This is a genomic window from Rubellimicrobium rubrum (assembly GCF_006152115.1).
Classification (GTDB): domain Bacteria; phylum Pseudomonadota; class Alphaproteobacteria; order Rhodobacterales; family Rhodobacteraceae; genus Rubellimicrobium; species Rubellimicrobium rubrum.
On record NZ_VDFU01000016.1, the window covers coordinates 73,962 to 95,790 of the forward strand.

Below are 21,829 nucleotides of genomic sequence, written 5' to 3' on the forward strand. Positions count from 1 at the left end.
CGGGGCCAAGAAGGAGGTCGGCAGGTGAGCAGTTCGACAGGCCACGTCCTGTGGTCGCCGATGGCACAGCCTTTACGGCGCCGGGCCCTGCTCTGTTACGTGGCTGCCTTGGCCTTCCCTGTCGCCACAGTGGTGCTCCGCCTCGCGTTCTGGGAGCAGGTGCCGGGCCTGCCATTCGTGTTCTTCATCCCCACCGTAGCCCTGTGTTCGGTGATGGGCGGGGTGGGACCGGCAAGTCTCGCAGCCTTGGTGTCGGCCATCCTTGGTCTGGCCTATCTGGCGGTCCCCTCGCCGTTGGGGCAGGGGAGCCAGGCGATCTGGGCGGGATTGGCGTCCTACGCTGTGGTCTGCCTCATCCTCGTCGCCTCGGCCCGGCAATCCGCCCAGGCCGCGGCGCGGGCCGTCGCTGCTGCCGAAACCGACGCCGCTGCCCGCGAAAGCGTGCTGCGGGCCAAGCTGGAACTGGCCCAGCTGACGGTGGCGCGCGGGGCCGCAGAGCGGAGGCTGGAGCAGGTCACCGATGCCCTTCCGGTATTCATCTCGCAGGTTGGACGGGACCGGCGCTTCCAGTTCGTCAACCGCGCCTACGAGGAGTGGTTCGGGCGGCGGCGCGAGGACCTGATAGGCCGGAGCGTCGAGGAGGTGATCGGGCCGGAGGCCTCTGCCCAGGCCAGGCCCCATCTGGACCGCGTCCTGTCGGGCGAACGCACCTCGTTCGAAGCCCAGGTGCCGCATGTCAGCGGGGAGCTGCGCCATGTGCGGGCGACCTATGTCCCAAACATCGGCGAGGATGGCACGGTCGAGGGCTACTTCGGCTTCGTGCAGGACATCACCGAGGCCAAGCAGCAGGCCAACTTGCTGAGCCAGCGCGAGCGCCACCTCCGGGCCGTCATGGACAGCGTCACCGACTGCTTCTACGCCGTGGACGGGGAGTGGCGCATCACGCTCTTCAACCGGGCGGCCGAACAGTATTACGGCATCGGGCGCGACGCGGTGCTGGGCCGAAAACTCTGGGAGGCGTTCCCCGCGCATGCGGGCTCGGTATTCGACCTGCAACTGAAGCGGGTCATGGAGGATCGGGTCCCCGTCACCTTCGAGGCGCGCTCGGTGGTGTTTCCCGACCGCTTCATCGAGATGCGGGTCTCGCCCAAGGAGGGCAGCGGCCTTGCCGTGGCGTTCTCGGACATTTCCAGCCGCAAGGCGCAGGAGCGCCAGCGCGAGCTTCTCATCAACGAACTGAACCACCGGGTGAAGAACACGCTCGCGGTGGTCCAATCCATCGCGACCCAGTCGCTGCGCGACACGCGGGTGCCGCAGGACACGCGGGCCGCCTTCGAGGGGCGTCTCATGGCGCTCGCGGCAGCGCATGACCTGCTGACCAGGGAAAGCTGGGAGACGGCGCAACTCGGGACCGTCGTCCGGGCAGCCCTCCAGCCCTTCGACAGCGAACATCGCTTCGAGGTGTCGGGCCCGGACCTGCGTCTCCGGCCCCAGGCCGCCGTGAGCCTGACGCTCGCGCTGCACGAATTGGCCACCAACGCCACCAAGTACGGGGCCTTGTCGAACAAATCCGGCACGGTCGCGGTGACCTGGACGGTGTCGACGGACGAGATGCCGATGTTCCACCTCACCTGGGCGGAGCAAGGCGGTCCCCCCGTCACACCCCCCACGCGCTCCGGCTTCGGCTCCCGGCTCATCCAGAAGGGTCTGGCCGGCGAGCTTGGCGGCCCGGTGACGGTGGAGTTCCTGCCGGACGGCGTCGTCTGCCGCATCGAGGCGCCGTTGGCGAACCTGCAGGCGGGCTGACCTGCGCCGCGTAGACGCCGCCACGGCTGCAGGGGCCTTCGCGGCATCCTTGATCCCCGCTTGGCTCAGAGGTCCTTGACCAGCCTCAGGGCGTCGTAGATGGCGGCATGGGTGTTGCGGGCGGCGACGGCGTCGCCGATGCGGAACAGGCGGAAGCGGCCGTCGGGGTTCTTGGCGACCTGTTGCGGCTGACCTGTGGCCAGCGCCTCGTAATCGACCTCGCCGCCGTTCGCGGACAGCGCCTTCAGATCGAAGTAGACCTCGTCCAGGGGCCGGGTGCCGTGGTTCACGACTACTTGGTCCACGACCCGCCCTCGCGTCATGTCGCCGTAGTCCGAGCCCAGCGTGGCCACGAGTTGGTTGCCCTGCCGCTCCACGGTTTTCAGCCGCCACGTCACGGTGAAGGTGGTGTCGCGCCGCTGGAGGCTTCGCATGTAGGGCACGAGGTTCATGGCCATGACCTCGGGCGCGAAGGCGCGGTCGGGCGTCACGATTTCGACCTTGGCGCCTGTGGCCGCGATCATGTCGGCCGCCTGCAGCCCCGCGTGGTCGCCTGCGTCGTCATAGACCAGCACGTTCGTCCCCGGCCGCGCGTCACCTGACAGGATGTCCCAGGCAGAAACCACGAGATCGTTGCCCGCCGCCAGCACCTCGGTGTGCGGCAGCCCGCCCGTGGCGACGATCACCTCGTCGGGCTCGGTGGCGAGGATCGTGTCGGCATCGGCGAAGGTGTTGAAGTGGAACTGGACGCCGCGTTTCTCGCACTGGGCCATGCGCCAGGCGACGATGGAGATCATCTCGCGCCGGCGTTCGCTCTGGGCGGTGAGGCGGATCTGCCCACCCGGCTGGTCGGCGGCCTCGAAGACGGTGACCGCGTGCCCGCGCTCGGCCGCCACGCGCGCGGCCTCGAGGCCTGCCGGACCGGCGCCGACCACCGTGATCCGCTTTCGCCGGTTTGCCGCCGGAATGGTGTGGGGCATCGTCGTCTCGCGCCCCGTAGCCGGGTTGTGGATGCAATAGGCGTGCCCGCCCTGGTAGATGCGGTCGAGGCAGTAGTTCGCGCCCACGCAGGGCCGGATGTCGTCCTCGCGCCCTTCGAGCACCTTCCGCATGATGTGCGGGTCGGCCATGTGCGCGCGGGTGAGACCCACCATGTCGAGCCTGCCGCTCGCGATGGCATGGCGCGCGGTGGCCACGTCGTTGATGCGCGCCGCGTGGAAGACCGGGAACCCCGTGGCCGCCCGGATCTCGCCCGCGAAGTCGAGGTGAGGGGCGCTGGGCATCCCCTGGATCGGGATCACGTCCGTGAGCGCCGCGTCCGTGTCGATCCGGCCCCGCACGACGTTCAGGAAGTCCACCATCCCGCTGTCGCGGAGACGGCGCGAGATCTCGAGCCCGTCCTCGCGGGTGATCCCGCCCGGAGTTCCCTCGTCGCCGGTGTAGCGGATGCCTACGATGAACTCGCTCCCGCAGCGCTCGCGCACGGCGCGCAGCACGTCGAAGGTGAAACGCAGGCGGTTGTCCAGGGACCCCCCATAAGGCGCGTCGAGGTCGTTGGTCAGCGGCGACCAGAACTGGTCCATGAGGTGCCCGTAGGCCTCGAACTCGATGCCGTCCACGCCCGCGGCCTTCATGCGCTCGGCGGCATCCGCGTAGTCGCCGATGATGCGGACGATGTCCCAGTCCTCCAAGCGCTTGGGGAAGGCGCGGTGCGAGGCCTCGCGCTCATGGGAAGGCGCCAGCACGGGCAGCCAGTCGCCCTTGTCCCAGCGCGTACGCCGCCCGAGATGGGTGAGCTGGATCATCACCGCAGCACCATGGTCGTGACATTCGTCGACGAGCTGGCGCATCCAGCCCACGACCTCGTCCTTCCAGGCCAGGATGTTGTTGAACACCGGCGGGCTGTCGCGCGCGACCGAGGCTGAGCCCGCCGTCATCGTCAGCGCGATCCCCGCGCGGGCCCGCTCCACATGGTAGGCGCGATAACGCTCCTTGGGCATTCCGTCCTCCGGGTAGGCCGGCTCATGGCTCGTGATCATGACCCGGTTGCGCAGCGTCAGGTGCTTGAGCCGGAAAGGCTGGAGGAGCGGGTCGTGAGTCATGGGAGCATCCGCGTCGGAAAGGGGCAAGACAAAGCGCTAGACCCCAATGTACACACCTGTGAAGAACGGGGTCACTCGTGAACGGTGATGTGGCCCGTCTATCGGGCCCGCGCCTTGGTAGCCGTCGGGTGACGCCCATCGGATCGGAAGGGGAGAGTACGTTGAGTGACACCGGAGGGCGAGGATCGGCCGACATGTGGCTCGACGCCGCTTACAGGGCGCTGATCGACGGAGGCGTGGAGGCCGTGAAGATCCTGCCCTTGGCGAGCGAGCTGAAGATCTCACGCACGAGCTTCTACTGGTTCTTCAAGGATCGCGAGGAGCTGCTCTCGGCCTTGGCCGACCGCTGGGCGGGCAGGAACACTGGAAATCTCATAGCTGCGGCCCAGGCCTATGCCGACACCGAAGCCGAGGCGATGCTGAACGTGATCGGCTGCTTTCTCGACCCCCAAGCCTTCGACACGCGCTTCGAGTTCGCCGTCCGCAGCTGGGCGCTGCAGTCTTCGGTCATGACCGAACGTGTCGGCGCGGCCGACCGTGACCGTATCGCCGCCCTGACCGCGATGCTGGAGCGCTGGGGGCATGCGCCCCTCGATGCCGATGTGCGGTCGCGGACGATCTACCTCGTGCAGATAGGCTATATCTCCATGCAGTCGCAGGAAACGCTGGCCGAGCGGATGCGGCGCATCCCGACCTATGTCGAGATCTACACCGGCCGGAAGCCCGAAGCGGGAGAACTGGCGCGGTTCCACGCCCGGCATGGGTACATCCCCGACGCGGAACGCACGGCGTGATGCGCCTTGGCATCATCGGTGCCACCGGCTGGCTGGGCTCCGCACTCGGGCGGGCGGTGTTGGAGCGCGGGCTGGTGGCGGGGCCGGAACTCGTGCTCCTCAACCGCAGCGGGGTTCGGCTCGACTATCATGGTCGGACCGACGTGGCCTGGGCCTCGGATGTCTCGGACCTCGTGGCCCGCGTCGAAGTGGTGGTCGTGGCGGTGAGGCCGGAGGATTATGGGGATTTGGCCCTGCATGCACCCGGGCGGCTTGTCCTTTCGTTCATGGCCGGCATCCCCATGGCCGCGCTGTCCGGCGCGGGCGGGCGCATCGTCCGCGCCATGCCGAACGCCGCCGCCGGGCATGGCCAGTCCTACACTCCCTGGCTGGCCGCAGCCGACGTGACCCAAGCGGACCGTGTGGTCGTACGGGCGGTCCTGGCCACCATCGGGACGCAGGACGAGATCGGGACCGAGGCGCAGATCGACAGCCTGACGGCGCTGTCCGGGTCGGGTGCGGCCTACCCGGCCCTGATGGCCGCCGGCATGCTGGCCCATGCCAGAGCGAGCGGCCTGCCAGAACCAGTGGCGCGCCGGGCCGTCGAGGCTGTGGTCTGCCAGGCGGCTGAATTGTTGCGGGGCCGCATCGAGACCGCCGCCGACCTGGTCGAAACCTATCGGGCCTATCGCGGCACGACGGCGGCGGGGCTCGAGGTGGCCGAGGCGAACGGATTTTCGGGCAGCATCGCCCAGGCCTTGGACGCCGCCACGCGGAAAGCCGCACATATGGGGCGGGACAAGGACGCCTGAGACGGTTTTCGGAATGGAAGGGCATGGTGCGTAAGGCGAGGATGGCTTTGCCTCATCCGACCTCGGCGCAAGAGCAGCGTCTTCGCGGCCTGCAGCCAGATCGGGTTGGGCACGGTGAAAGGCACATTGTCCGGGATGGCGGCAGCCGAGCGGGCCATAGGCGTGAGCGGTGCCGCGACAGCCTGCTACCGGGGGCAGGAGCCACCCCGCAGGGTGCCGCCCGGGCCATCTGGGCCGGGGCCAACCCGGTCCTACGCTGGCGCGAGGCCCAAGCCGGCCGGAATGACGCCGGGACCGCGATAGACAGGATGCCGACCGGTGCCTAAGTCTGGTCGATCTGGTCGGGGGTGAGCGTGGTGGAAGAACGGGCAACAGGCTCCAGCAGAAAGAATCGCGGCTACGAGGATCTCAAGCGTCGGATCCTGACCTGCGACCTCGCGCCGGGCGCGTACCTCGACGAGACCGAGGTTGCCGCAACCTACGGCATGTCGCGGCCACCCCTGCGCGAGATCTTCCGGCAGTTGGCCGGCGAGGGCTTCCTCGCCATCCAGGAGAACCGGGGGGCGCAGGTCACGCCCATGACGCACAAGACCATGCGGAACTTCTTCATGGTCGCGCCCATGATCTACGCGTCCGTGGCCGAACTGGCGGCCCAGCACGCGACGGCCGCGCAGGTCGATCGGCTCAAGTCCACGCAGGCCCGGTTCCGGGCGGCCATCACGGCCCGGGACGTGGCCGAGCGCGCCACCCTGAACGAACGGTTCCACGCCATCCTCGGAGAGATGGCGGACAACGAATACCTTATGCCTAGCCTCGCACGCCTGCTGATCGATCATACCCGCATCGGCATGACCTTCTATAACGCCAGCACCCCTCGGTTCGCCGAGCAGCAGAGCATCGCGGCCGACCAGCACGATGCCATGATCGAGGCGATCGAAGCCTGCGATCCGAAAGCCTCGTCGGACCTGGCGATCGCGCATTGGGAACTCTCGCGCGAGCAGATGCAGCAGTTCGTGGGGGCGCCGGCTCTCAACGGCACGCTCGTGATGACGGGCTAAGGCGCGGCTCATGGCCCGTCCGCGTCCAGGGGGCTTCAGCCCTCTGGAGCCTGGGTCAGGTTCCCTGCCAGCCAGTCGGTGAACCGTGCGGCGGCCGGCCCCGGTTCGCGGCCATGGGGCACCACGACATGGTATCGTTCGTCCGGGACCACGCTTTGGCCGCCAAGCCGGACCAGTTGCCCCTGAACCAGCAGGTCGGTGATGAGCCGGGACCAGCCTAGCGCCACGCCCGCGCCGTTCAGTGCCGCATAGACCGTGTCGGCGTAATGACTGAACCGCAGGTCACCCCGTGCGGATGGACCGGGCTGCCCTGTCCGGTCGGCCCATTGCTGCCAGCCAAGCCAGGTTGGATCGATCGGGTCGAAGTCGATCAGGGGCAGCGCCGACAGGTCGAAGTGGCTGCTCCCGACCGTCCGGGCCAGCGCGGGCACGCACACGGGAAACACCTCGTCGGGACAGCTGACGATGCTGCGCCCGTCCTCGAAGGGGGCAAGGCCATAGCGCACCAGCACGTCGCGCGGGGACTGGCGCAGGTCGATGCTCGCGTCTTCGGCCACGAGGCGTAGCCGGATGCCGGGATGCGCGGCGCGAAAGGCGGGCAGCCGCGGCATCAGCCAGAAATGCGCAAAGGCCAGAGTCGCGCTGACGGTCACCAAATCCGGCGCGGCGAGCCGCCGGACCATGCCGATGGCCTCGGTCACCCGGTCGAAGGCCCCTGTGGCGGCCGATGCCAGGAGCCGGCCCGCCGGGGTCAGCGTGACCCCCCGGTGGCCCCGGGCGAAGAGAGGCGTGCCCAGGTCCTGTTCCAGAAGCTTGATCTGCCGGCTCACCGCTGCTTGCGTCACGCCCAGCTCGCCCGCCGCCAGAGTGAAGCTTTCCAGGCGCGCTGCGGCCTCGAACGTCACCAGGGCACCGAGCGACGACAGACTCCGGCGCATGGTGGTCATGAGATTTCCTTAGTTCCCTCTGGCAGCGCTGCGCTGGCATTACCAGCGGTCATGGCAAAGCGGAAGATTTCTGCAGTTGAGCGGTCCTGAAAAGGCGGCGACCCTCGCCGCTGTCCGAAGCGGGCAGAACCGGCCGTCGTGGCCGGCACGCGTCGTCGTCGGGCAACGATCCTTGTTGAAGCCCTTCCATTCCAGGTCTGCCGATGCTGAACGAAGCCGCCCTCCTGTCCCAGCTTTGGGCTCGCCGCCCGGGAACGTCGCTGCCCCGGGACTTCTACTGCTCGCCCAAGGCGCACGAGGCCGACCTGAGGACCATCTGGACCAAGGAATGGATATTCGCCGCGAGTGCGGCCGAGATGCCCAAGGCCGGTTCGTATGTGACGCTCCAGATCGGGGCCTATCCCATCGTCGTGGTGCGGGGCTCGGACGGGGCGATCCGGGCCTTCCACAACAGTTGCCGCCACCGGGGCAGCCGGATCTGCTCGGCAGCCAAAGGATCCGCGCCGCGTCTTGTCTGCCCCTATCACCAGTGGACCTACGACCTTGACGGCAAGCTGATGTGGGCACGGGACATGGGGCCCGAGTTCGACCCATCGCAGCACGGCCTCAAGCCCGTTCATGCCGGGGTCGCTGCGGGCATGGTCTTCATCTGCCTTGCCGACACGGCGCCGGACTTCGCTCCGCTCAAGGCCGCCGCGGACCGCTACGGCGCGCCGCACCGGCTGGACGAACTCAAGGTCGCCCACCAGAGCACCATCATCGAACGGGCGAACTGGAAGCTGGTTCTTGAGAACAACCGCGAATGCTACCATTGCGCGGGCTCCCACCCTTCGCTGTGCCGCACGTTCGACGACGACCCGGACCTCGTAGGGGCGGACGATGCCCAGACCTCGCCGCGCGGGGCCGCGCACCTTGCGCGCTGCGAGGCCGCGGGCCTGCCGTCCCGTTACATCATTGCCCCGAACGAGCAGTGGCGGCTCGTCCGCATTCCGCTCGCGGGGGATGCGATCAGCTACACCATGGACGGCAAGGCCGCGGTTGCCGGAGGCCTTCCGGGGATGCCTTTAGCCGATGCGGGAACGCTGCTGTTCTTCCACTACCCGAACACCTGGAACCACTTCCTGTCGGATCACGTGCTGCATTTCCGCGTGCTGCCCATCGACGCGAACGCGACCGAGGTGACCACCACTTGGCTCGTTCACAAGGACGCGCAGGAAGGGCGGGACTATGACCTGAAGCGCCTGACCGAGGTGTGGAACGACACCAACGACGAGGATCGCCGCGTCGTCGAGGAGAACCAGATCGGCATCGCCTCGCCCGCCTACGAGCCCGGCCCCTATTCCGCCAAGCAGGAAAGCGGGGTGCTCCAATTCGTGGATTGGTACGCCCGGACCTTCGAGGCTGCCGTCAGGGGCCCGACCGCCCTGGCGCATGCCGCTGGTGCAAATCGTGCGCAACGACCGGCTCCGGCACAGGTCGGGCTGGCATAACTTCGGGTGATCCAGGACGGGGGCTGGCGGTCCCTGGGCCCGGGCGGGCGCGTCGCGGCCGGGACGCGTCCCCGCGCCACGGCCCAACCCCGCGTTGAACAGCCAGGAACGACGGAGGACAAACACCCGATGCGGAGCGAACCATGATCCCCATGCCCCTCAAGGACACGCCGGTCTGGAGCGATCGCGAGCCGCTCGAATGCGTGATGGTCATACCGGAAGGACCGGACGTGATGACGTTCTCCTTCCGGCCGCCCTCCGGGGCCACGTTCCACTTCCGGGCCGGGCAGTTCATTACGCTCGATCTGCCTTTGCCCGGTGGCACGGTGCAGCGGACCTACACGATCTCCTCGTCTCCGGTCACGAACAGCTACATCTCGGTGACCGTGAAGGCGCAGCCCAACTCGGTGGCCGGGCGCTGGATGATCGACCATCTGCGGCCCGGCATGCGCCTCAGGGCCTATGGACCCGCTGGCTCCTTCCACCTGCCCGCGCAGCCAGACGGGAAGTACCTGTTCATCTCGGCCGGGTCCGGCGTGACCCCGATGATGTCCATGACGACGACGCTGTTCGAGCGGGGCGACCAGCCCGACATCTGCTTCATCCAATGCGCCAACCGCCCGGCGGACCTGATCTTTCGCAAGCGGCTCGAATACATGGCGACCCGCGTCACCGGGCTCCAGCTCCACTTCGTGGTCATGCGCAACGACCCCTACGATGTCTGGACCGGCTATCGGGGCACGCTGAACCAGCTCATGCTCGGCCTCATGTGCGGCGACTACCTCGAGCGCGAGGTCTACTGTTGCGGCCCCGAGGGGTTCATGACCGGCGTCCGCGATATCCTGAACTCCCTGGGCTTCGACATGGCCCGCTATCATCAGGAATCCTTCAACCCGGTCGCGCTGTCAGAGCCCGAGATCTTCGACGACGTCGTGCCGGACGCGACGACAGGGGCTGAACTCGTCTTCGCCCTGAGCGGCGTCTCAAAGGCCTGCAAGGAAACGGACACCGTTCTTCAGATCGCAAAGGGCGCGGGGCTTCGCATCCCGTCGAGCTGCAACTTCGGGCTTTGCGGCACCTGCAAGGTCAGGAAGACGTCTGGCGAGGTCAAGATGGTCCACAACGGGGGGATCAGCGACGACGACATCGCCGAAGGCTATATCTTGGCCTGCTGCTCGCATCCTATCGGTCGGGTCGAGGTCGAGGCCTGACCCGGCCATGGGGCAAGGCTACCCCCTTGTCGCCGACCGGGCGAAGACCGGCACAAGGAGCATCAGCGCCGCCAGCATCCAGAAGGCCCAGGTCAGGCTCGTCACGTGCGAGACGAAGCCCATGGCGGCCGGCCCGGCCAGGATGCCCGCGTAGCCGGTGGTGGTCACGGCCGCCACCGCCAGCCCCGCCGGCATCACCGTCTGGCGTCCGGCGCGGCTGAACAGCACCGGGACGATGTTCGAGGCGCCCAGCCCGATCAGCACGAAGCCCAGAAGCGCGCCGGCCGTCCAGTCCACGGACAGGAGCAGCACGAACCCGGCCACGGTCAGCACGCCGCTCCAGACCAGCACGCGCCGGTCGCCCAGGGCGCTGACCACGCGGTCCCCCGTGAGCCGTCCCACCGTCATGGCAATGGAGAACAGCATATAACCCAGGCCGCCCTGCGCGGGGTCGACCAGATTCCGGCCCAGCAGGAGCAGCGCGCTCCAGTCGAGGATGGCGCCTTCGACAAGGAAGGTAAGGCCCGCCAGCGCCGCCAGCAGCAGCACGATCCCGCGCGGGGCCACGAAGGCCGGAGGCTCTCCGCCCTGCACCTTCAGGAGGCGCGGCCAAGCCAGAAGGATCGCCCCGAGGGCCAGCGCGCTGCCGCACAATGCGCTAGCCAGCGGCGATGCCCCCTGGGACAGCAGGAACGTGATGCCGCCTGCCCCGGCAAAGCCCCCGACGCTGAACATCGCGTGGAACCCCGACATGAGCGGGGTCGTCGCGGCCTTTTCGACCTCCACGGCATGGACGTTCATCGCCACATCGATGGTCCCCAGCGAGGCCCCGAACAGGAGGAGCGCCGCCCCGAGCAGGAGCGGGGTGTCGATGACGGGCAGCAACGGCAGGACCAGCACCAGCCCCAGGCCGCCGGTCAGGATCATGGGCTTGCTGCCGACCTGCGCGCTGATCCAGCCGGTGAGCGGCATGGCGATGATCGACCCCAGTCCGAGGCATAGCAGAAGAAGCCCGAGTTGCCCTTCGTCGGCGCCGATATTGGACTTGGCAAAGGGCACGAGCGGAGCCCAGCAGGCCATGACGAAGCCCGCGACGAAAAAGGCCAAGCGTGTTGCGAGGCGCGTGCCCGCACTATTCGCGGACGAGGGCGCGGTATCGGCAAGAGAGGTCATGTCACACTCGGGTCAGGGGTCAGGGCAGATGGGGCGGGGGCAGAGCGAGGCGGGGCTTCGGCAATCCGGACGTCGCTGCCTGCTGCGCGCAGCGCCAGGACGGCCTCGGTCGGTGCGTCGTGCTCCAGAACGAGATGCGCGATGCCGGTGACGGGGCCGATGGCGAAAGGGGCGGCGGTGCCGATCTTGGCGTTGGTCATCATCAGGGCCGTGGCCGCGCTCAGCTCCAGAAGGCGGCCCTTGACCTCCACATCGTCCATGTCGAACCCCCCCAGGCCGTCGCGGACGGACAAGGCGCAGGCGCCCAAGAAGCAGAGGTCGAAGCGGAACCGGCCCAGCTCGGCCAAGGCGCGGGCATCGACGCAGCCGCCGACCGTCGGGTTCACGCCACCGCCGACCATGATCAGCGACAGGTCGCTCCGGCCCATCAAGGCCGCGGCGGCAGGCACCGAATTGGTGACCACCCGCAGGCCGCAGTCCTGCGGCAGGAGTTCGGCCAGCCGCAGGGTCGTACTGCCCGTGTCGAGAAAAATCGTCTGACCCTTGCGGATGAGCTTTGCCGCCGCCTGTGCCAGAGCACGCTTGCGAGCGCCATCCTCAGCGGAGCGGACCGCGATGGGGGTCGAGGCGGGCGACAACGGAAGCGCCCCGCCATAGACGCGCTGGCAGACCCCGTCCTGCGCCAGCGCACGCAGGTCGCGCCGAATGGCGTCCTCGGAAACGCGGAACTCCTGCGCGAGCGCGGCCGCCACCACGGCCTGTCCCCGGACGAGACGGCTGGCGATCTGTTGGCGGCGACCCGAAGGAAGTGGCGGATGATCGTGCATGAACGTGCAGTATCATGCGTGAATAAGGGAGTCGAGGGCGAGCTTGCCAAGGTCCGCCGACGTCCGGATTATCCCTCTGTATTGGTGGCTGGACGGATCCCTGAACGCAAAGGGCCGCCCGAAAGGGGGCGGCCCGGAACTCGTTACAACGAAAGCAGTTCAGAGCAGGCCGCGCTCCCATGGCCCGGTGATCGCAAAGGTGATGCCGGGGGACTGAAGGTTGACGAACAGCCACTGGCCCGAGGGGTCGAAGGTCGCGCCCGCCCATTCGGTGTCCCGGTAGTCGCCTTCCTTGACGAACTCGGCTGACTTGCCTGCCTGCCGGATGTCGGCGGCGGTGAGTTGCACGTTGTTCTTGGCGAACAGGTAGGTCTCGCCCGCGGGGGTCAGGCCCATCAGGCGCTCGCCCATGCCGAACGCGTCCTCCACGCCGCCGCCGTCCTCGCATAGCAGCACGCCGCCGCGCGGGCTGACGGTGATGTTGTCGAAGTTGTTGCCGGCCTGCGGGTTCTCGGACTGGAAGATGCAGGTCAGCCGGTCCGTTGCGGGGTCCAGCGTCCAGACCGAGCCGTCGCCGAAGCCTTCCTTGCCGTGGTTCTCGGACGCGGGGTCCATCTCGCGCCCCGACGAGGTGTCCACGATGTAGATGCGCTGGTCACGGGCCGAGTAGAAGATCCCTTCGAGCCGCGACATCCGCAGCCCCCCTTGGTCGCGCCCCTGCACGAACGGTCCGGAGGCCTTGTTGTCCGCCTCGAACGGGGCCTCGGTGAAGGGCTGGGGCGCGAGGTCCGGGTCCTCGATCTCGACCCACTCGATCTGGTGCTGGTCGCCCATGGACGGGTTGAGGAGGTCGGCCTTTTCGGTGCCCACGACCTTGGCCATGTAGAGCGTTCCGCCCTGTTCGAGCGAGCCCAGGCGCTGGCTCTGGTCGCGGGGCACGAACTTGTAAAGGCCCGCCTGGTTGCGGTCGTCCTCGGTCAGGTAGATCGCGCCGCCGATCGGATCGAAGGCCACGGCCTCGTGGTCCATGCGGCCCATGGCCTTGATCGGGATGCCGCTCGTCTCGCCGGTCTCGGGCGAAACCTCGAAGGCATAACCGTGCGGCTCGCCGCCCATTTCGGTGAAGTCGGTCTTGTCCTCCTCGCAGGTGATCCAGGTGCCCCAAGGGGTGTGGCCGCCCGCGCAGTTGACGATGGTGCCCCCGAGCGCGGGCTCGATGGCGGTGAAGCGGCCTTCGGTGAACACGAGCTTGGTCGTGCCGCCCGCGGCCGGTCCGGTGATTGGGTTGTCGTCGTCATCCTCGCCGACGAGGTCGGTGCCCCGATCGTAGAAGCCGGGGGCTTCGATGCGCCCGTAAAGCGGGTTCACGCCCGCCTCGTGGTTGCGGATCAGAGTGAGTTCGGCTTGACCGTTCACCAGCCGCGAACGGACCACGGCCATGCCGTCGTGGTTCGTCGGGTTCGGGCGGCCATCCGCCATGAGATCGCCGGACCAGCCGAAGGACTGGTAGGTGAAGCCCTGGGGAAGCTGCAGGAGCGGCAGGCCCGTGGTCTGGTCCCGCACCGGCGCGACAGGGCCGTAGGGCGATGCGATGGGCTCGAGCCGGATCATGGCGTCGGCGCGACGGCCGAACAGTCCCGAAAGGGGAAGGGCCAGCGCCGACGTGGCGGCGCCCTGAAGGAAAAGGCGGCGCGAGGGCTGGGTGATGGTCTTGGACACGATGGTAGCTCCTAGCTGGCTTGACCTGAGCTGGCGGCAGCATGGGCTGGTTAGGGGTGGCGGGTCACAGCCATGCGTCAGGCGCGTGACATCCGTGTGAACGGCCGGAGTCCGAAATTCAGGTATCAGGCCGACCGGTTGCACAGGGACACACGGACCCGTCGCAAGGCGGGGCCCGACGGGACCGACAGGTCGGGGTTGGTCAGATCCGCCTTGGCCGCGCGGCAGAGTGCGAGGTAGCGTTTAAGGACAGGTCAGGCGATTTCAGCTTGACTGTTCATATTGTATTACTAATCCTCGGCGGTGCCGTAAGGCTCCAAGGGAGGATACCCATAATGACAAAGATACTTCTCGCCAGCGCGTCGGCGCTGGTGCTGGGCACGGCTGCGTCCGCGCAGGTGGTCGGCTTTTCGCAGATCGGTTCGGAGTCGGGCTGGCGCGCGGCCGAGACCACCGTAACCCAGCAGGAGGCCGAGGCGCGCGGCATCGACCTCCAGTTCTCGGATGCCCAGCAGAAGCAGGAAAACCAGATCGCGGCCGTGCGGTCGTTCGTGGCCCAGGGCGTGGACGCGATCCTGCTCGCGCCCGTCGTCGCGACCGGCTGGGATGCCGTTCTCGAAGAAGCCAAGGAAGCCGAGATCCCCGTCGTCCTGCTTGACCGCATGGTGGACAGCGACCCCTCGCTCTACCTGACCGCCGTGGGCTCGGACCTCGTGCACGAGGGTGAGGTCGCGGGCCAATGGCTTGCCGAGCAGGTAGGCGAAGAGCCCTGCCGCGTGGTGGAGCTTCAGGGCACGACCGGCTCGTCGCCCGCCATCGACCGCGCCCAGGGCTTCCGGAACGGCATCGAAGGCCACGCCAACATCGAGATCGTCCAGTCCCAGACCGGCGACTTCACCCGCGCCCAAGGCAAGACCGTCATGGAGGCCTTCCTCCAGGCCGAGAACGGCGGCGCCGACATCTGCGCGCTGTACGCCCACAACGACGACATGGCCGTGGGCGCGATCCAGGCCATCAAGGAAGCGGGCCTCAAGCCCGGCGAGGACATCCTCGTGGTCTCCATCGACGCCGTGCCCGATATCTTCCAGGCCATGGCCGCCGGTGAGGCGAACGCCACCGTCGAGCTGACGCCGAACATGGCAGGCCCGGCCTTCGACGCGCTGCAGGCCTATTGGGACAACGGCACGGAGCCCGAGAAGTTCATCCAGACCGAGTCCAAGCTCTACACCCAAGCGGATGATCCGCAGGGCGAGTACGACCGTCGTAAGGGCCTCGGCTACTAAGACCGCTTGGCCAGGGTCCGGCGGCTTCTCCCGGCCGTCGGCCCCGGCTGCCGTTACCGGAGCGGGACCCTGTCCCGCTCCGGTAACGGTTCAATTGGCCGGCCGTGCCCCAGCCCGGAAAAGGAGGGTGCCATGCTTCTGCATGCACGAGGACTGACCAAGCGCTTTCCCGGCACGGTCGCGCTCGACAACGTCGAGTTCGGTCTGGCCGCAGGCGAGGTGCATGCCCTGCTGGGCGAGAACGGCGCGGGCAAGTCCACGCTGATCAAGTGCCTGACGGGGGCCTATCGCCGGGACGGCGGGGAGATCCTGCTCGATGGGCGGGCGGTGGACCCGCAAAGCACCGCCCATGCGCAGGAACTGGGCATCGGCACCGTCTACCAGGAGGTCAACCTCCTGCCCAACCTGACCGTGGCCGAGAACCTGACCCTGGGGCGGCAGCCTCGTCGGCTGGGTCTGGTCAGCCGCCGTGCCATGCGTTCCTTGGCGCGCGAGATGCTGGATGGCTACGGCCTGAGCATCGACGTCGACCGCGATCTCGGCGCCTACTCCGTGGCCGTGCAGCAGATCATCGCCATTGCCCGGGCGGTGCATCTGTCGGGCAAGGTGCTGATCCTCGACGAGCCGACCGCGAGCCTGGACGCCCGCGAGGTCGCGCTGCTGTTCGACGTCGTGCGCGGGCTGCGGGAAAGGGGGCTGGGCATCGTCTTTGTGTCGCACTTCCTGGATCAGGTCTTTGCCATCTCGGACCGGATCACGGTGCTGCGGAACGGCCGTCATGTCGCCACGACGGAGGCCGCAAGCCTCGACCGCGTCCGGCTCATCAACCTGATGCTGGGCCGGGAACTGGCCGAAGAGACCTCCCACAATCATGGCCGCCGCGAGGCGGGCGCGGAGCTGCTGCGGGCTGAGGGCCTGGGTCGTCGCGGCCGGATCACCCCCTTCGACCTGACGATCCGCTCGGGCGAGGTCATCGGCATGGCCGGGCTCCTGGGATCGGGCCGCACGGAAACGGCCGAGGTGCTCTTCGGAGCAACCGCCCCCGACTCCGGGACGGTCCGTGACGCGAAAGGGCCGCTCGACCTGTCCACGCCTGCGCGGGCCATCGCGGCGGGCTTTGGCTTCGCGCCCGAGGACCGCAAGACCGATGGCATCATCGGCGACCTCACCGTGCGCGAGAACATCGCGCTGGCGCTCCAGGCGCATCGGGGCTGGGCGCGCCCTATCCCGCGTGCCGAGCAGCGCCGCATGGCCGATGAGTATATCCGGCGGCTCGACATCCGCACACCCGGCGCGGAGAAGCCCGTGGGCCTCCTGTCTGGGGGCAACCAGCAGAAGGTCATTCTGGCCCGCTGGCTTGCCATGAACCCGCGCTTCCTGATCCTAGACGAGCCCACGCGCGGCATCGACGTCGGCGCGCACGCCGAGGTGCTTCGTCTCATTAACGAAATGGTCTCGAGCGGCATGTCGCTTTTGGTGATCTCATCGGAACTGGAGGAGCTGGTCGCGGTGTCGGACCGCGTGATCGTCGTGCGCGACCGGCGGCATGTCGCGGAGCTGGCAGGTCAGGCCATCACCACCGAGGCCATCGTCAACGCCATCGCGGCCCCCGAAGCCAAGCAGGAGGCTCGCGCATGAACGGCACCGGACTCCTTCGACGGGTAGCCCCCCAGCTTCTGACCCTCGCGGCGGTGCTGGCGCTCGTCACGGTCTTCTTCCCAAGCTTCCTGTCCGTGGGGCTCAGCGGCGACCGCCTCGTGGGGAGCCCCATCGACGTGCTGAAGCGCGGCGCGCCCGTGGCGCTGCTGGCCATCGGCATGACCCTTGTCATCGCCACGCGCGGGATCGACCTGTCGGTCGGCGCTATCATGGCCATCTGCGGGGCCAGCGCCGCCTTTGCCGTCGATCAGGGCTGGAGCCTTGGCGTGGCGGTGCTCCTGGCGCTGGGGGCGGGCCTCCTTTGCGGGCTCTGGAACGGGTTCCTCGTCGCGGTGCTCGGCATTCAGCCGATCGTGGCCACGCTGATCCTGATGGTGGCGGGGCGCGGCATCGCCCAGCTTATCACCGAGGGGCAGATCCTGACCTTCTCCGACGCGGGCTTCGCCTTTCTGGGCTCGGGCGCCGTGCTGGGCCTGCCGGTCCCGGCCTGGGCCTGGATTCTGGCCGGGATCGTCGTGGGCCTTGTTGTGCGGCGCACGGCTCTGGGCCTGCTGATCGAATCCGTCGGCGTGAACCTGCGGGCGAGCCGTCTGGCCGGTGTCAACAGCACGGTGCTGCTGCTGACCGTGTACATGATCTCGGGCCTTTGCGCGGCGCTGGCGGGCCTGATCGTCACGGGCGACATCCGGGGGGCTGACGCCAATAACGCGGGCCTCTGGCTGGAACTGGACGCGATCCTGGCCGTCGCCATCGGTGGGACCTCGCTCCTGGGCGGGCGCTTCTCGATCCTGGCCTCGCTGATCGGGGCGATGATCATCCAGTCCATCAACACCGGCATCCTGCTTGCCGGGTTCCCGCCCGAGTTCAACCTCGTCATCAAGGCCATCCTCGTGCTCCTGATCCTGATGCTCCAGTCGCCCCGGCTGGGCGACGTCGCCGCCGGACTTCTCGCGCGGCGCCGCCGCGCGGACGAGACCGGCGCCGCACCTCGGCCTGTGCAGGAGGCCGGCCGATGAACCTGCGCCGTCTTCCCCTTTATGTGACCATCGCGATCTTCGTGCTGGCTTTCCTGCTCTGCTGGCTGCAGTTCCCGCGCATCCTGTCCACCCGCGTCGTGGGCAACCTGCTCACCGACAACGCCTATCTGGGTATCGCGGCGGTGGGGATGACCCTTGTCATCCTGTCAGGGGGGATCGACCTGTCGGTGGGATCGGTCATCGCCTTTTCGGGGGTGTTCATCGCGGTGCTGCTGCGGGATACGGGGATGCATCCCCTGGCCGCCTTCGCGCTGCTCCTGATGGTGACGACCGCCTTCGGCGCCGCGCAGGGGGCGCTGATCCACGGCCTTGCCATGCCCGCCTTCATCGTGACGCTGGCGGGCATGTTCCTGGCCCGGGGGATTGCCTACCTCCTGACCCTGGACTCGATCCCCATTGACCACCCGTTCTTCGAAACGCTCCAAAGGGCCTATTGGCTCATGCCCGGCAAGGGACGCTTCACGCTGCTCGGGGCGGTGATGCTGCTCGCGGTCGCTGGGGGGATGCTGCTCGCGCATCGGACGCGCTTCGGGACGAACGTCTTTGCCCTGGGCGGAGGCGAGGCCACGGCGCGGATGATGGGCGTGCCTATCGGGCAGACCACCGTCCTTATCTACGCCTTTTCGGGGTTCATGGCGGGCCTCGCCGGGATCGTCTTCGCGGTCTACACGGCGGCGGGATACCCTCTGGCCACCGTGGGGGTGGAACTCAACGCCATCGCCGCCGTGGTGATCGGCGGCACCCTCCTGTCAGGGGGCAGCGGGACGGTGCTGGGCACCCTGTTCGGCGTGCTGACGATGGGGCTGATCCAGACCTACATCGTCTTTGACGGCACGCTGTCGAGCTGGTGGACCAAGATCGTCATCGGCCTCCTGCTGTTCCTGTTCATCGTTCTCCAGAAAGGCCTGCTCACCATCGGCGCGGCGCGACGGGCGGCCTGAGAGCAATGACCCAGCCGCTCTGGAGGGCCCTCGACGCGCAGCCCACGCGCAACAGCCACGCCCAGGTGGTCGATGCGATCGGGGCCGACATCATCCGGGGCCTGCCCCCGCAGGGTTCGGTGCTGCCGCGCGACGAAGAACTGGCGGGTCGGTTCGGGGTATCCCGCACAGTCCTGCGCGAGGCCATCAAGACCCTGACCGCCAAGGGCCTTCTTGTGGCGCGCAGCCGGGTCGGGACCAAGGTGCGGCCCCGGGACGACTGGAACATGTTCGACGCAGATGTGCTGCGCTGGCACATGGAAGGCGGGACAGGCCGGGCCTTCTATGCCGACCTGAGCGAGATGAGGCTTGCCATCGAGCCCTACGCCGCGGGCCTCGCGGCCGAACGTGCCGACCCTGGGGCTGTCGCGGCGATGCGGCAGACGGTTCATCGCATGTCGGAGGCCGCGGACCGCCGGTCCTTTGCGGCGGCCGACATCGAACTGCACCGGCAGATCACCAAGGCCTCGGGCAACGTCTTCATGCATTCGGTAAGCGCCCTGATCGAGGCGGCGCTTCTGTCATCCTTCTGGATCAGCTCGCCCGCCGAGAGCCCGGTGATCCAGTCCGAGGTCAGCGGGGACCACAGCCGGATCGTGGAAGCCATCGCGGCCCGCGACGTTCCCGCGGCCGAGGCAGCGATGCGGCATGTGATCGTGGTCGGCCGGGATCGCATCTTCCGGTCGATCCTGGTGCCCTGACCCGACGCTTGGGTGCGGTCGTCAGACCCGTTCAGGGTGCCGCGGGCTCGGCCTGGTCGCGGGCCAGGGCCGCATCCATGTCCCTGGGGTCCACGGGGCGCATCTCGGCAACACCCAGGCCGCCGGCCGGCCCACCGATCAGCAGATAGGTGGCCGTGCGTCTGTAGGATTCGAAGCTGACACCCTCGAGGAGGTCCTCGTCGACAACCATCTCGTATTGGCCTGCCGGAAGGTCGTCCTCATAGCCCGCGATCCGGAACGGGCGGGAGAATGTCACGACGGATCTGGTGCTTCGGGTGGTCATGGGTTCACCTTGGGAATGTGGCGCTGCAACAGCGTTCGAAGGCTGGGTTGGGAGGATCGCAGCCACGGCTTTGGGGCTTTCCGCTTGGAAGGGGAACGGGCGGTCCTACCGTTCAGCCAAAACGGCTGAACCGGGCCTCCACGGGGCTCATGTCTGGCGCATCGGGCGGCAATGGCTCCCGGTCGAGGTTCGCGGTGCGGCGGCGGGCCTTCTGATAGGCCCAACGGGCCTGGGACCGCTGGTCCTCGTGTCGAACGTAGTCCGTGCAGGTGATCGCTGTGCCGGTACCCATGCTAGGGTTCCCCATGTCCTCGCGCGGACGTACCGCGCCAGTCCCTGATAGATGGGCCTCAATCACGCAATTGCGAGGCTGGAGCATCAGGTATCGTGCAACCCAAGCCAGGTGCCCGTTTCTTTTCCTGGACCGTTCACCGCGATCGGGGACAGGCCCCCCCGAGTCGACCGCTTCGTTGGGGAATGGGCCCGTTCTTCGTACTCCGGAGAGCGACCCCTGTGGCTTGATCGACGCAGTTGCTTAAGCCTGATTCAAGAAAATCGTCTCGATCGGTGAACCGGATCGCGATCCGGGCCGTTGACCCGGCGATAACATGATCTAGTTCGGTGCTATTCCCTGAAGGTCCATCATCGTGCAGGACATCCTGCGAACCGCGTTGATTGACGTGCTCCATTGGTGTTTGGCGTTCGACGGCCCTGATGGCCGCCGGTGCGACCGACGGGAACGATAGCGCCGACAGCACACCGAGGACGCTCATGGCGCATCTGGATTCCATTCATGCCGATCGGTACGGAGGCTACTCCGACCGGCCTCCGCATCTTGACGTAATGCTTCGACCTGCGTTGAAGCGGATCTACGCCCTTCCGGACAGTGAGGAGACGATGGACGAGCGGTTCGACACGCTTCTCCGGGCCTTGCAGCTTCGAAGCCGCAACGCCCGGTCCTGACGACGGCCCCCGTGTGAAGCCCCCGTCGGAGCGGCGCTTGGCCAACCTGCTCGCATGTGAGGCGCGCGCCGCCCGGACATGTCAGGCCCCAGGCAGGTCAGACGGTGGGTACGCTCTTGGGCTTGCGGGCGCGCACAGGCTTGCGAGCGGGAGCTGCCGCTGCCGCTTCGCGATCCTCCGACTCCTTCTGGAGCCGCGCGGCCCGGAGCGCCACGGTCTTGGCCTGCCGCTGCTCGGTGGCCTGATCGGTCATCTCGCGCACCATGCGGGTAGTCTCGTCGGCCTTGGCCTCGAAGCGTGACTTCGTCGGTCGAAAGCCGGCCTTGGCGCCCAATCCCTCGATCGACGGCTGGTGCCGGGGGCTCGACCCTTCGGGGAAGAGCATGTTGATGGTGTCCTGGATGCCGTCAGGCTTGGTGCGGGTCATGAGCTGTCCTGTCTAGGGAAACGGTCGTCAGGCGGAGGTGGCGAACCGGCTGATCGCCGGTGGGCGGACGGGCTTGGGCTGGCTAGGCGCACCTTCTCCAAGGGACTGGAAGAAATCCGACCAGCCCAGTCCGGTCTGGTGCTTGGTTGCCGGGCGCGTGGCGCCGTCCTCGTGCAGGGGCACGGCGTCATCCATGGGATTTCCTTCCGGGAAGAGCCGATAGGAAAACCCCGGCGGCCATTAACATATGGGGTGAAACCGGCGAAATGCCAGGGTCGCGGGCCAGATCATTGCCCCGGCGTCGGTCCGGACCCCATTGCGATGGTCCAGGACCCCATCACGCCAGCGACCAGAAGGCTCTGTTCGCTCAAGCAGCACGACGCTCGATCCGCCACCCGTTCCGGCGGCGCGATCATGAGCGGAGTGATGTGACCTGTCCCGAATAGGTCTGCTGTCCGGCGCTCGACAGGCAGCCTCACATTGTTCGCATAACGCTTGGTGCGGTAGATCCGCGGATGGGGGTGTGGTGCCCTCGATCTCCGGCTGGTCATCTGGCC

At 67.8% G+C, this 21,829-nt stretch carries 21 protein-coding genes; 12 read left to right on the forward strand and 9 right to left on the reverse strand.

Features of this window, described 5'->3' with window-relative positions; genetic code table 11:
* The first annotated feature begins 24 nt into the window (after nt 1-24).
* Nucleotides 25-1,806: a PAS domain-containing protein gene (locus FHG66_RS13695; RefSeq protein ID WP_139077615.1), complete on the forward strand. Its 1,782-nt coding sequence runs from the start codon at nt 25-27 to the stop codon at nt 1,804-1,806.
* Between the two features lie 65 nt (nt 1,807-1,871).
* On the opposite strand, the gene hpbA is transcribed toward FHG66_RS13695, so the two are convergent.
* Nucleotides 1,872-3,908 (reverse strand): N-methyl-L-proline N-demethylase HpbA, encoded by a 2,037-nt coding sequence (gene hpbA / locus FHG66_RS13700; protein WP_139077616.1) that lies wholly within the window; start codon nt 3,906-3,908, stop codon nt 1,872-1,874.
* 194 nt (nt 3,909-4,102) lie between these two features.
* Here hpbA and FHG66_RS13705 point away from each other — a divergent pair, with 194 nt between their 5' ends.
* From FHG66_RS13705 to FHG66_RS13715, 3 genes are all read left to right on the forward strand, one after another.
* Nucleotides 4,103-4,702 (forward strand): TetR/AcrR family transcriptional regulator, encoded by a 600-nt coding sequence (locus FHG66_RS13705; RefSeq protein ID WP_139077644.1) that lies wholly within the window; start codon nt 4,103-4,105, stop codon nt 4,700-4,702.
* Nucleotides 4,702-5,493, forward strand: coding sequence for a pyrroline-5-carboxylate reductase family protein (locus tag FHG66_RS13710; protein ID WP_139077645.1), 792 nt, complete (start codon nt 4,702-4,704; stop codon nt 5,491-5,493). Before FHG66_RS13705 ends, FHG66_RS13710 begins: the two co-directional genes overlap by 1 nt.
* A 356-nt stretch (nt 5,494-5,849) precedes the next feature.
* Nucleotides 5,850-6,551, forward strand: coding sequence for a GntR family transcriptional regulator (locus FHG66_RS13715; protein WP_139077617.1), 702 nt, complete (start codon nt 5,850-5,852; stop codon nt 6,549-6,551).
* Nucleotides 6,552-6,586: 35 nt separating this feature from the next.
* Here the strand turns inward: FHG66_RS13715 and FHG66_RS13720 are convergent, their stop codons facing one another.
* On the reverse strand, nt 6,587-7,498 hold the full coding sequence (locus tag FHG66_RS13720; RefSeq protein ID WP_139077618.1) for a LysR substrate-binding domain-containing protein: 912 nt from the start codon (nt 7,496-7,498) through the stop codon (nt 6,587-6,589).
* Between the two features lie 203 nt (nt 7,499-7,701).
* On the opposite strand from FHG66_RS13720, the gene FHG66_RS13725 reads away from it, so the two are divergent.
* Both FHG66_RS13725 and FHG66_RS13730 read left to right on the forward strand, forming a co-directional pair.
* Nucleotides 7,702-8,988 carry an aromatic ring-hydroxylating oxygenase subunit alpha gene (locus FHG66_RS13725; RefSeq protein ID WP_139077619.1) on the forward strand — a complete coding sequence of 429 codons (1,287 nt, stop codon included), beginning with the start codon at nt 7,702-7,704 and terminating at the stop codon, nt 8,986-8,988.
* Between the two features lie 143 nt (nt 8,989-9,131).
* Nucleotides 9,132-10,199: an FAD-binding oxidoreductase gene (locus FHG66_RS13730; RefSeq protein WP_139077620.1), complete on the forward strand. Its 1,068-nt coding sequence runs from the start codon at nt 9,132-9,134 to the stop codon at nt 10,197-10,199.
* 18 nt (nt 10,200-10,217) lie between these two features.
* Here the strand turns inward: FHG66_RS13730 and FHG66_RS13735 are convergent, their stop codons facing one another.
* The 3 genes from FHG66_RS13735 to FHG66_RS13745 all read right to left on the reverse strand — a co-directional run bounded on the left by FHG66_RS13735 (nt 10,218) and on the right by FHG66_RS13745 (nt 13,918).
* Complete coding sequence (locus FHG66_RS13735; RefSeq protein WP_139077621.1) at nt 10,218-11,372, reverse strand: MFS transporter; 1,155 nt, start codon at nt 11,370-11,372, stop codon at nt 10,218-10,220.
* Entirely contained in the window at nt 11,369-12,199 is an 831-nt protein-coding gene (locus FHG66_RS13740; RefSeq protein ID WP_139077622.1) for a DeoR/GlpR family DNA-binding transcription regulator, read from the reverse strand. The genes FHG66_RS13735 and FHG66_RS13740 overlap by 4 nt, the downstream gene beginning before the upstream one ends.
* 159 nt (nt 12,200-12,358) lie before the next feature.
* Complete coding sequence (locus FHG66_RS13745; RefSeq protein ID WP_218013856.1) at nt 12,359-13,918, reverse strand: PhoX family protein; 1,560 nt, start codon at nt 13,916-13,918, stop codon at nt 12,359-12,361.
* 335 nt (nt 13,919-14,253) lie between these two features.
* On the opposite strand from FHG66_RS13745, the gene ytfQ reads away from it, so the two are divergent.
* The 5 genes from ytfQ to FHG66_RS13770 all read left to right on the forward strand — a co-directional run bounded on the left by ytfQ (nt 14,254) and on the right by FHG66_RS13770 (nt 19,578).
* Nucleotides 14,254-15,201, forward strand: coding sequence for a galactofuranose ABC transporter, galactofuranose-binding protein YtfQ (ytfQ, locus tag FHG66_RS13750; protein WP_139077623.1), 948 nt, complete (start codon nt 14,254-14,256; stop codon nt 15,199-15,201).
* Nucleotides 15,202-15,333: 132 nt separating this feature from the next.
* Nucleotides 15,334-16,839: a sugar ABC transporter ATP-binding protein gene (locus FHG66_RS13755; RefSeq protein WP_139077624.1), complete on the forward strand. Its 1,506-nt coding sequence runs from the start codon at nt 15,334-15,336 to the stop codon at nt 16,837-16,839.
* The gene (locus FHG66_RS13760; protein ID WP_139077625.1) at nt 16,836-17,876 is read left to right on the forward strand and encodes an ABC transporter permease; all 1,041 of its coding nucleotides are present in this window, start codon (nt 16,836-16,838) and stop codon (nt 17,874-17,876) included. Before FHG66_RS13755 ends, FHG66_RS13760 begins: the two co-directional genes overlap by 4 nt.
* Nucleotides 17,873-18,838 carry a galactofuranose ABC transporter, permease protein YjfF gene (gene yjfF, locus FHG66_RS13765; protein ID WP_139077626.1) on the forward strand — a complete coding sequence of 322 codons (966 nt, stop codon included), beginning with the start codon at nt 17,873-17,875 and terminating at the stop codon, nt 18,836-18,838. Before FHG66_RS13760 ends, yjfF begins: the two co-directional genes overlap by 4 nt.
* A 5-nt stretch (nt 18,839-18,843) precedes the next feature.
* A complete protein-coding gene (locus FHG66_RS13770; RefSeq protein WP_139077627.1) occupies nt 18,844-19,578 on the forward strand; it encodes a FadR/GntR family transcriptional regulator in 735 nt (244 codons plus the stop codon).
* A gap of 31 nt (nt 19,579-19,609) precedes the next feature.
* On the opposite strand, the gene FHG66_RS13775 is transcribed toward FHG66_RS13770, so the two are convergent.
* Nucleotides 19,610-19,882, reverse strand: coding sequence for a hypothetical protein (locus tag FHG66_RS13775; RefSeq protein WP_139077628.1), 273 nt, complete (start codon nt 19,880-19,882; stop codon nt 19,610-19,612).
* Nucleotides 19,883-19,994: 112 nt separating this feature from the next.
* Nucleotides 19,995-20,174, reverse strand: a complete 180-nt coding sequence (locus FHG66_RS13780) for a hypothetical protein (protein WP_139077629.1) — start codon at nt 20,172-20,174, stop codon at nt 19,995-19,997.
* Between the two features lie 479 nt (nt 20,175-20,653).
* On the opposite strand from FHG66_RS13780, the gene FHG66_RS13785 reads away from it, so the two are divergent.
* A complete protein-coding gene (locus FHG66_RS13785) occupies nt 20,654-20,845 on the forward strand; it encodes a hypothetical protein (protein ID WP_139077630.1) in 192 nt (63 codons plus the stop codon).
* Nucleotides 20,846-20,942: 97 nt separating this feature from the next.
* Here FHG66_RS13785 and FHG66_RS13790 read toward each other — a convergent pair whose 3' ends face one another.
* Together FHG66_RS13790 and FHG66_RS21630 are read right to left on the reverse strand one after the other, a co-directional pair.
* On the reverse strand, nt 20,943-21,272 hold the full coding sequence (locus tag FHG66_RS13790) for a hypothetical protein (protein WP_139077631.1): 330 nt from the start codon (nt 21,270-21,272) through the stop codon (nt 20,943-20,945).
* Between the two features lie 27 nt (nt 21,273-21,299).
* The gene (locus tag FHG66_RS21630) at nt 21,300-21,467 is read right to left on the reverse strand and encodes a hypothetical protein (RefSeq protein WP_176556252.1); all 168 of its coding nucleotides are present in this window, start codon (nt 21,465-21,467) and stop codon (nt 21,300-21,302) included.
* Nucleotides 21,468-21,829: the final 362 nt, after the last annotated feature.

Coding starts and splice junctions, on each gene's coding strand:
- FHG66_RS21630 (WP_176556252.1), bottom strand. CDS start 21,467: ATGGATGACGCCGTGCCCCTGCACGAGGACGGCGCCACGCGCCCGGCA.
- FHG66_RS13705 (WP_139077644.1), top strand. CDS start 4,103: ATGTGGCTCGACGCCGCTTACAGGGCGCTGATCGACGGAGGCGTGGAG.
- FHG66_RS13720 (WP_139077618.1), bottom strand. CDS start 7,498: ATGACCACCATGCGCCGGAGTCTGTCGTCGCTCGGTGCCCTGGTGACG.
- ytfQ (WP_139077623.1), top strand. CDS start 14,254: ATGACAAAGATACTTCTCGCCAGCGCGTCGGCGCTGGTGCTGGGCACG.
- FHG66_RS13755 (WP_139077624.1), top strand. CDS start 15,334: ATGCTTCTGCATGCACGAGGACTGACCAAGCGCTTTCCCGGCACGGTC.
- FHG66_RS13740 (WP_139077622.1), bottom strand. CDS start 12,199: ATGCACGATCATCCGCCACTTCCTTCGGGTCGCCGCCAACAGATCGCC.
- FHG66_RS13775 (WP_139077628.1), bottom strand. CDS start 19,882: ATGACCACCCGAAGCACCAGATCCGTCGTGACATTCTCCCGCCCGTTC.
- FHG66_RS13770 (WP_139077627.1), top strand. CDS start 18,844: ATGACCCAGCCGCTCTGGAGGGCCCTCGACGCGCAGCCCACGCGCAAC.
- FHG66_RS13790 (WP_139077631.1), bottom strand. CDS start 21,272: ATGACCCGCACCAAGCCTGACGGCATCCAGGACACCATCAACATGCTC.
- FHG66_RS13730 (WP_139077620.1), top strand. CDS start 9,132: ATGATCCCCATGCCCCTCAAGGACACGCCGGTCTGGAGCGATCGCGAG.
- FHG66_RS13735 (WP_139077621.1), bottom strand. CDS start 11,372: ATGACCTCTCTTGCCGATACCGCGCCCTCGTCCGCGAATAGTGCGGGC.
- FHG66_RS13760 (WP_139077625.1), top strand. CDS start 16,836: ATGAACGGCACCGGACTCCTTCGACGGGTAGCCCCCCAGCTTCTGACC.
- FHG66_RS13710 (WP_139077645.1), top strand. CDS start 4,702: ATGCGCCTTGGCATCATCGGTGCCACCGGCTGGCTGGGCTCCGCACTC.
- FHG66_RS13780 (WP_139077629.1), bottom strand. CDS start 20,174: ATGGGTACCGGCACAGCGATCACCTGCACGGACTACGTTCGACACGAG.
- FHG66_RS13785 (WP_139077630.1), top strand. CDS start 20,654: ATGGCGCATCTGGATTCCATTCATGCCGATCGGTACGGAGGCTACTCC.
- yjfF (WP_139077626.1), top strand. CDS start 17,873: ATGAACCTGCGCCGTCTTCCCCTTTATGTGACCATCGCGATCTTCGTG.
- FHG66_RS13725 (WP_139077619.1), top strand. CDS start 7,702: ATGCTGAACGAAGCCGCCCTCCTGTCCCAGCTTTGGGCTCGCCGCCCG.
- hpbA (WP_139077616.1), bottom strand. CDS start 3,908: ATGACTCACGACCCGCTCCTCCAGCCTTTCCGGCTCAAGCACCTGACG.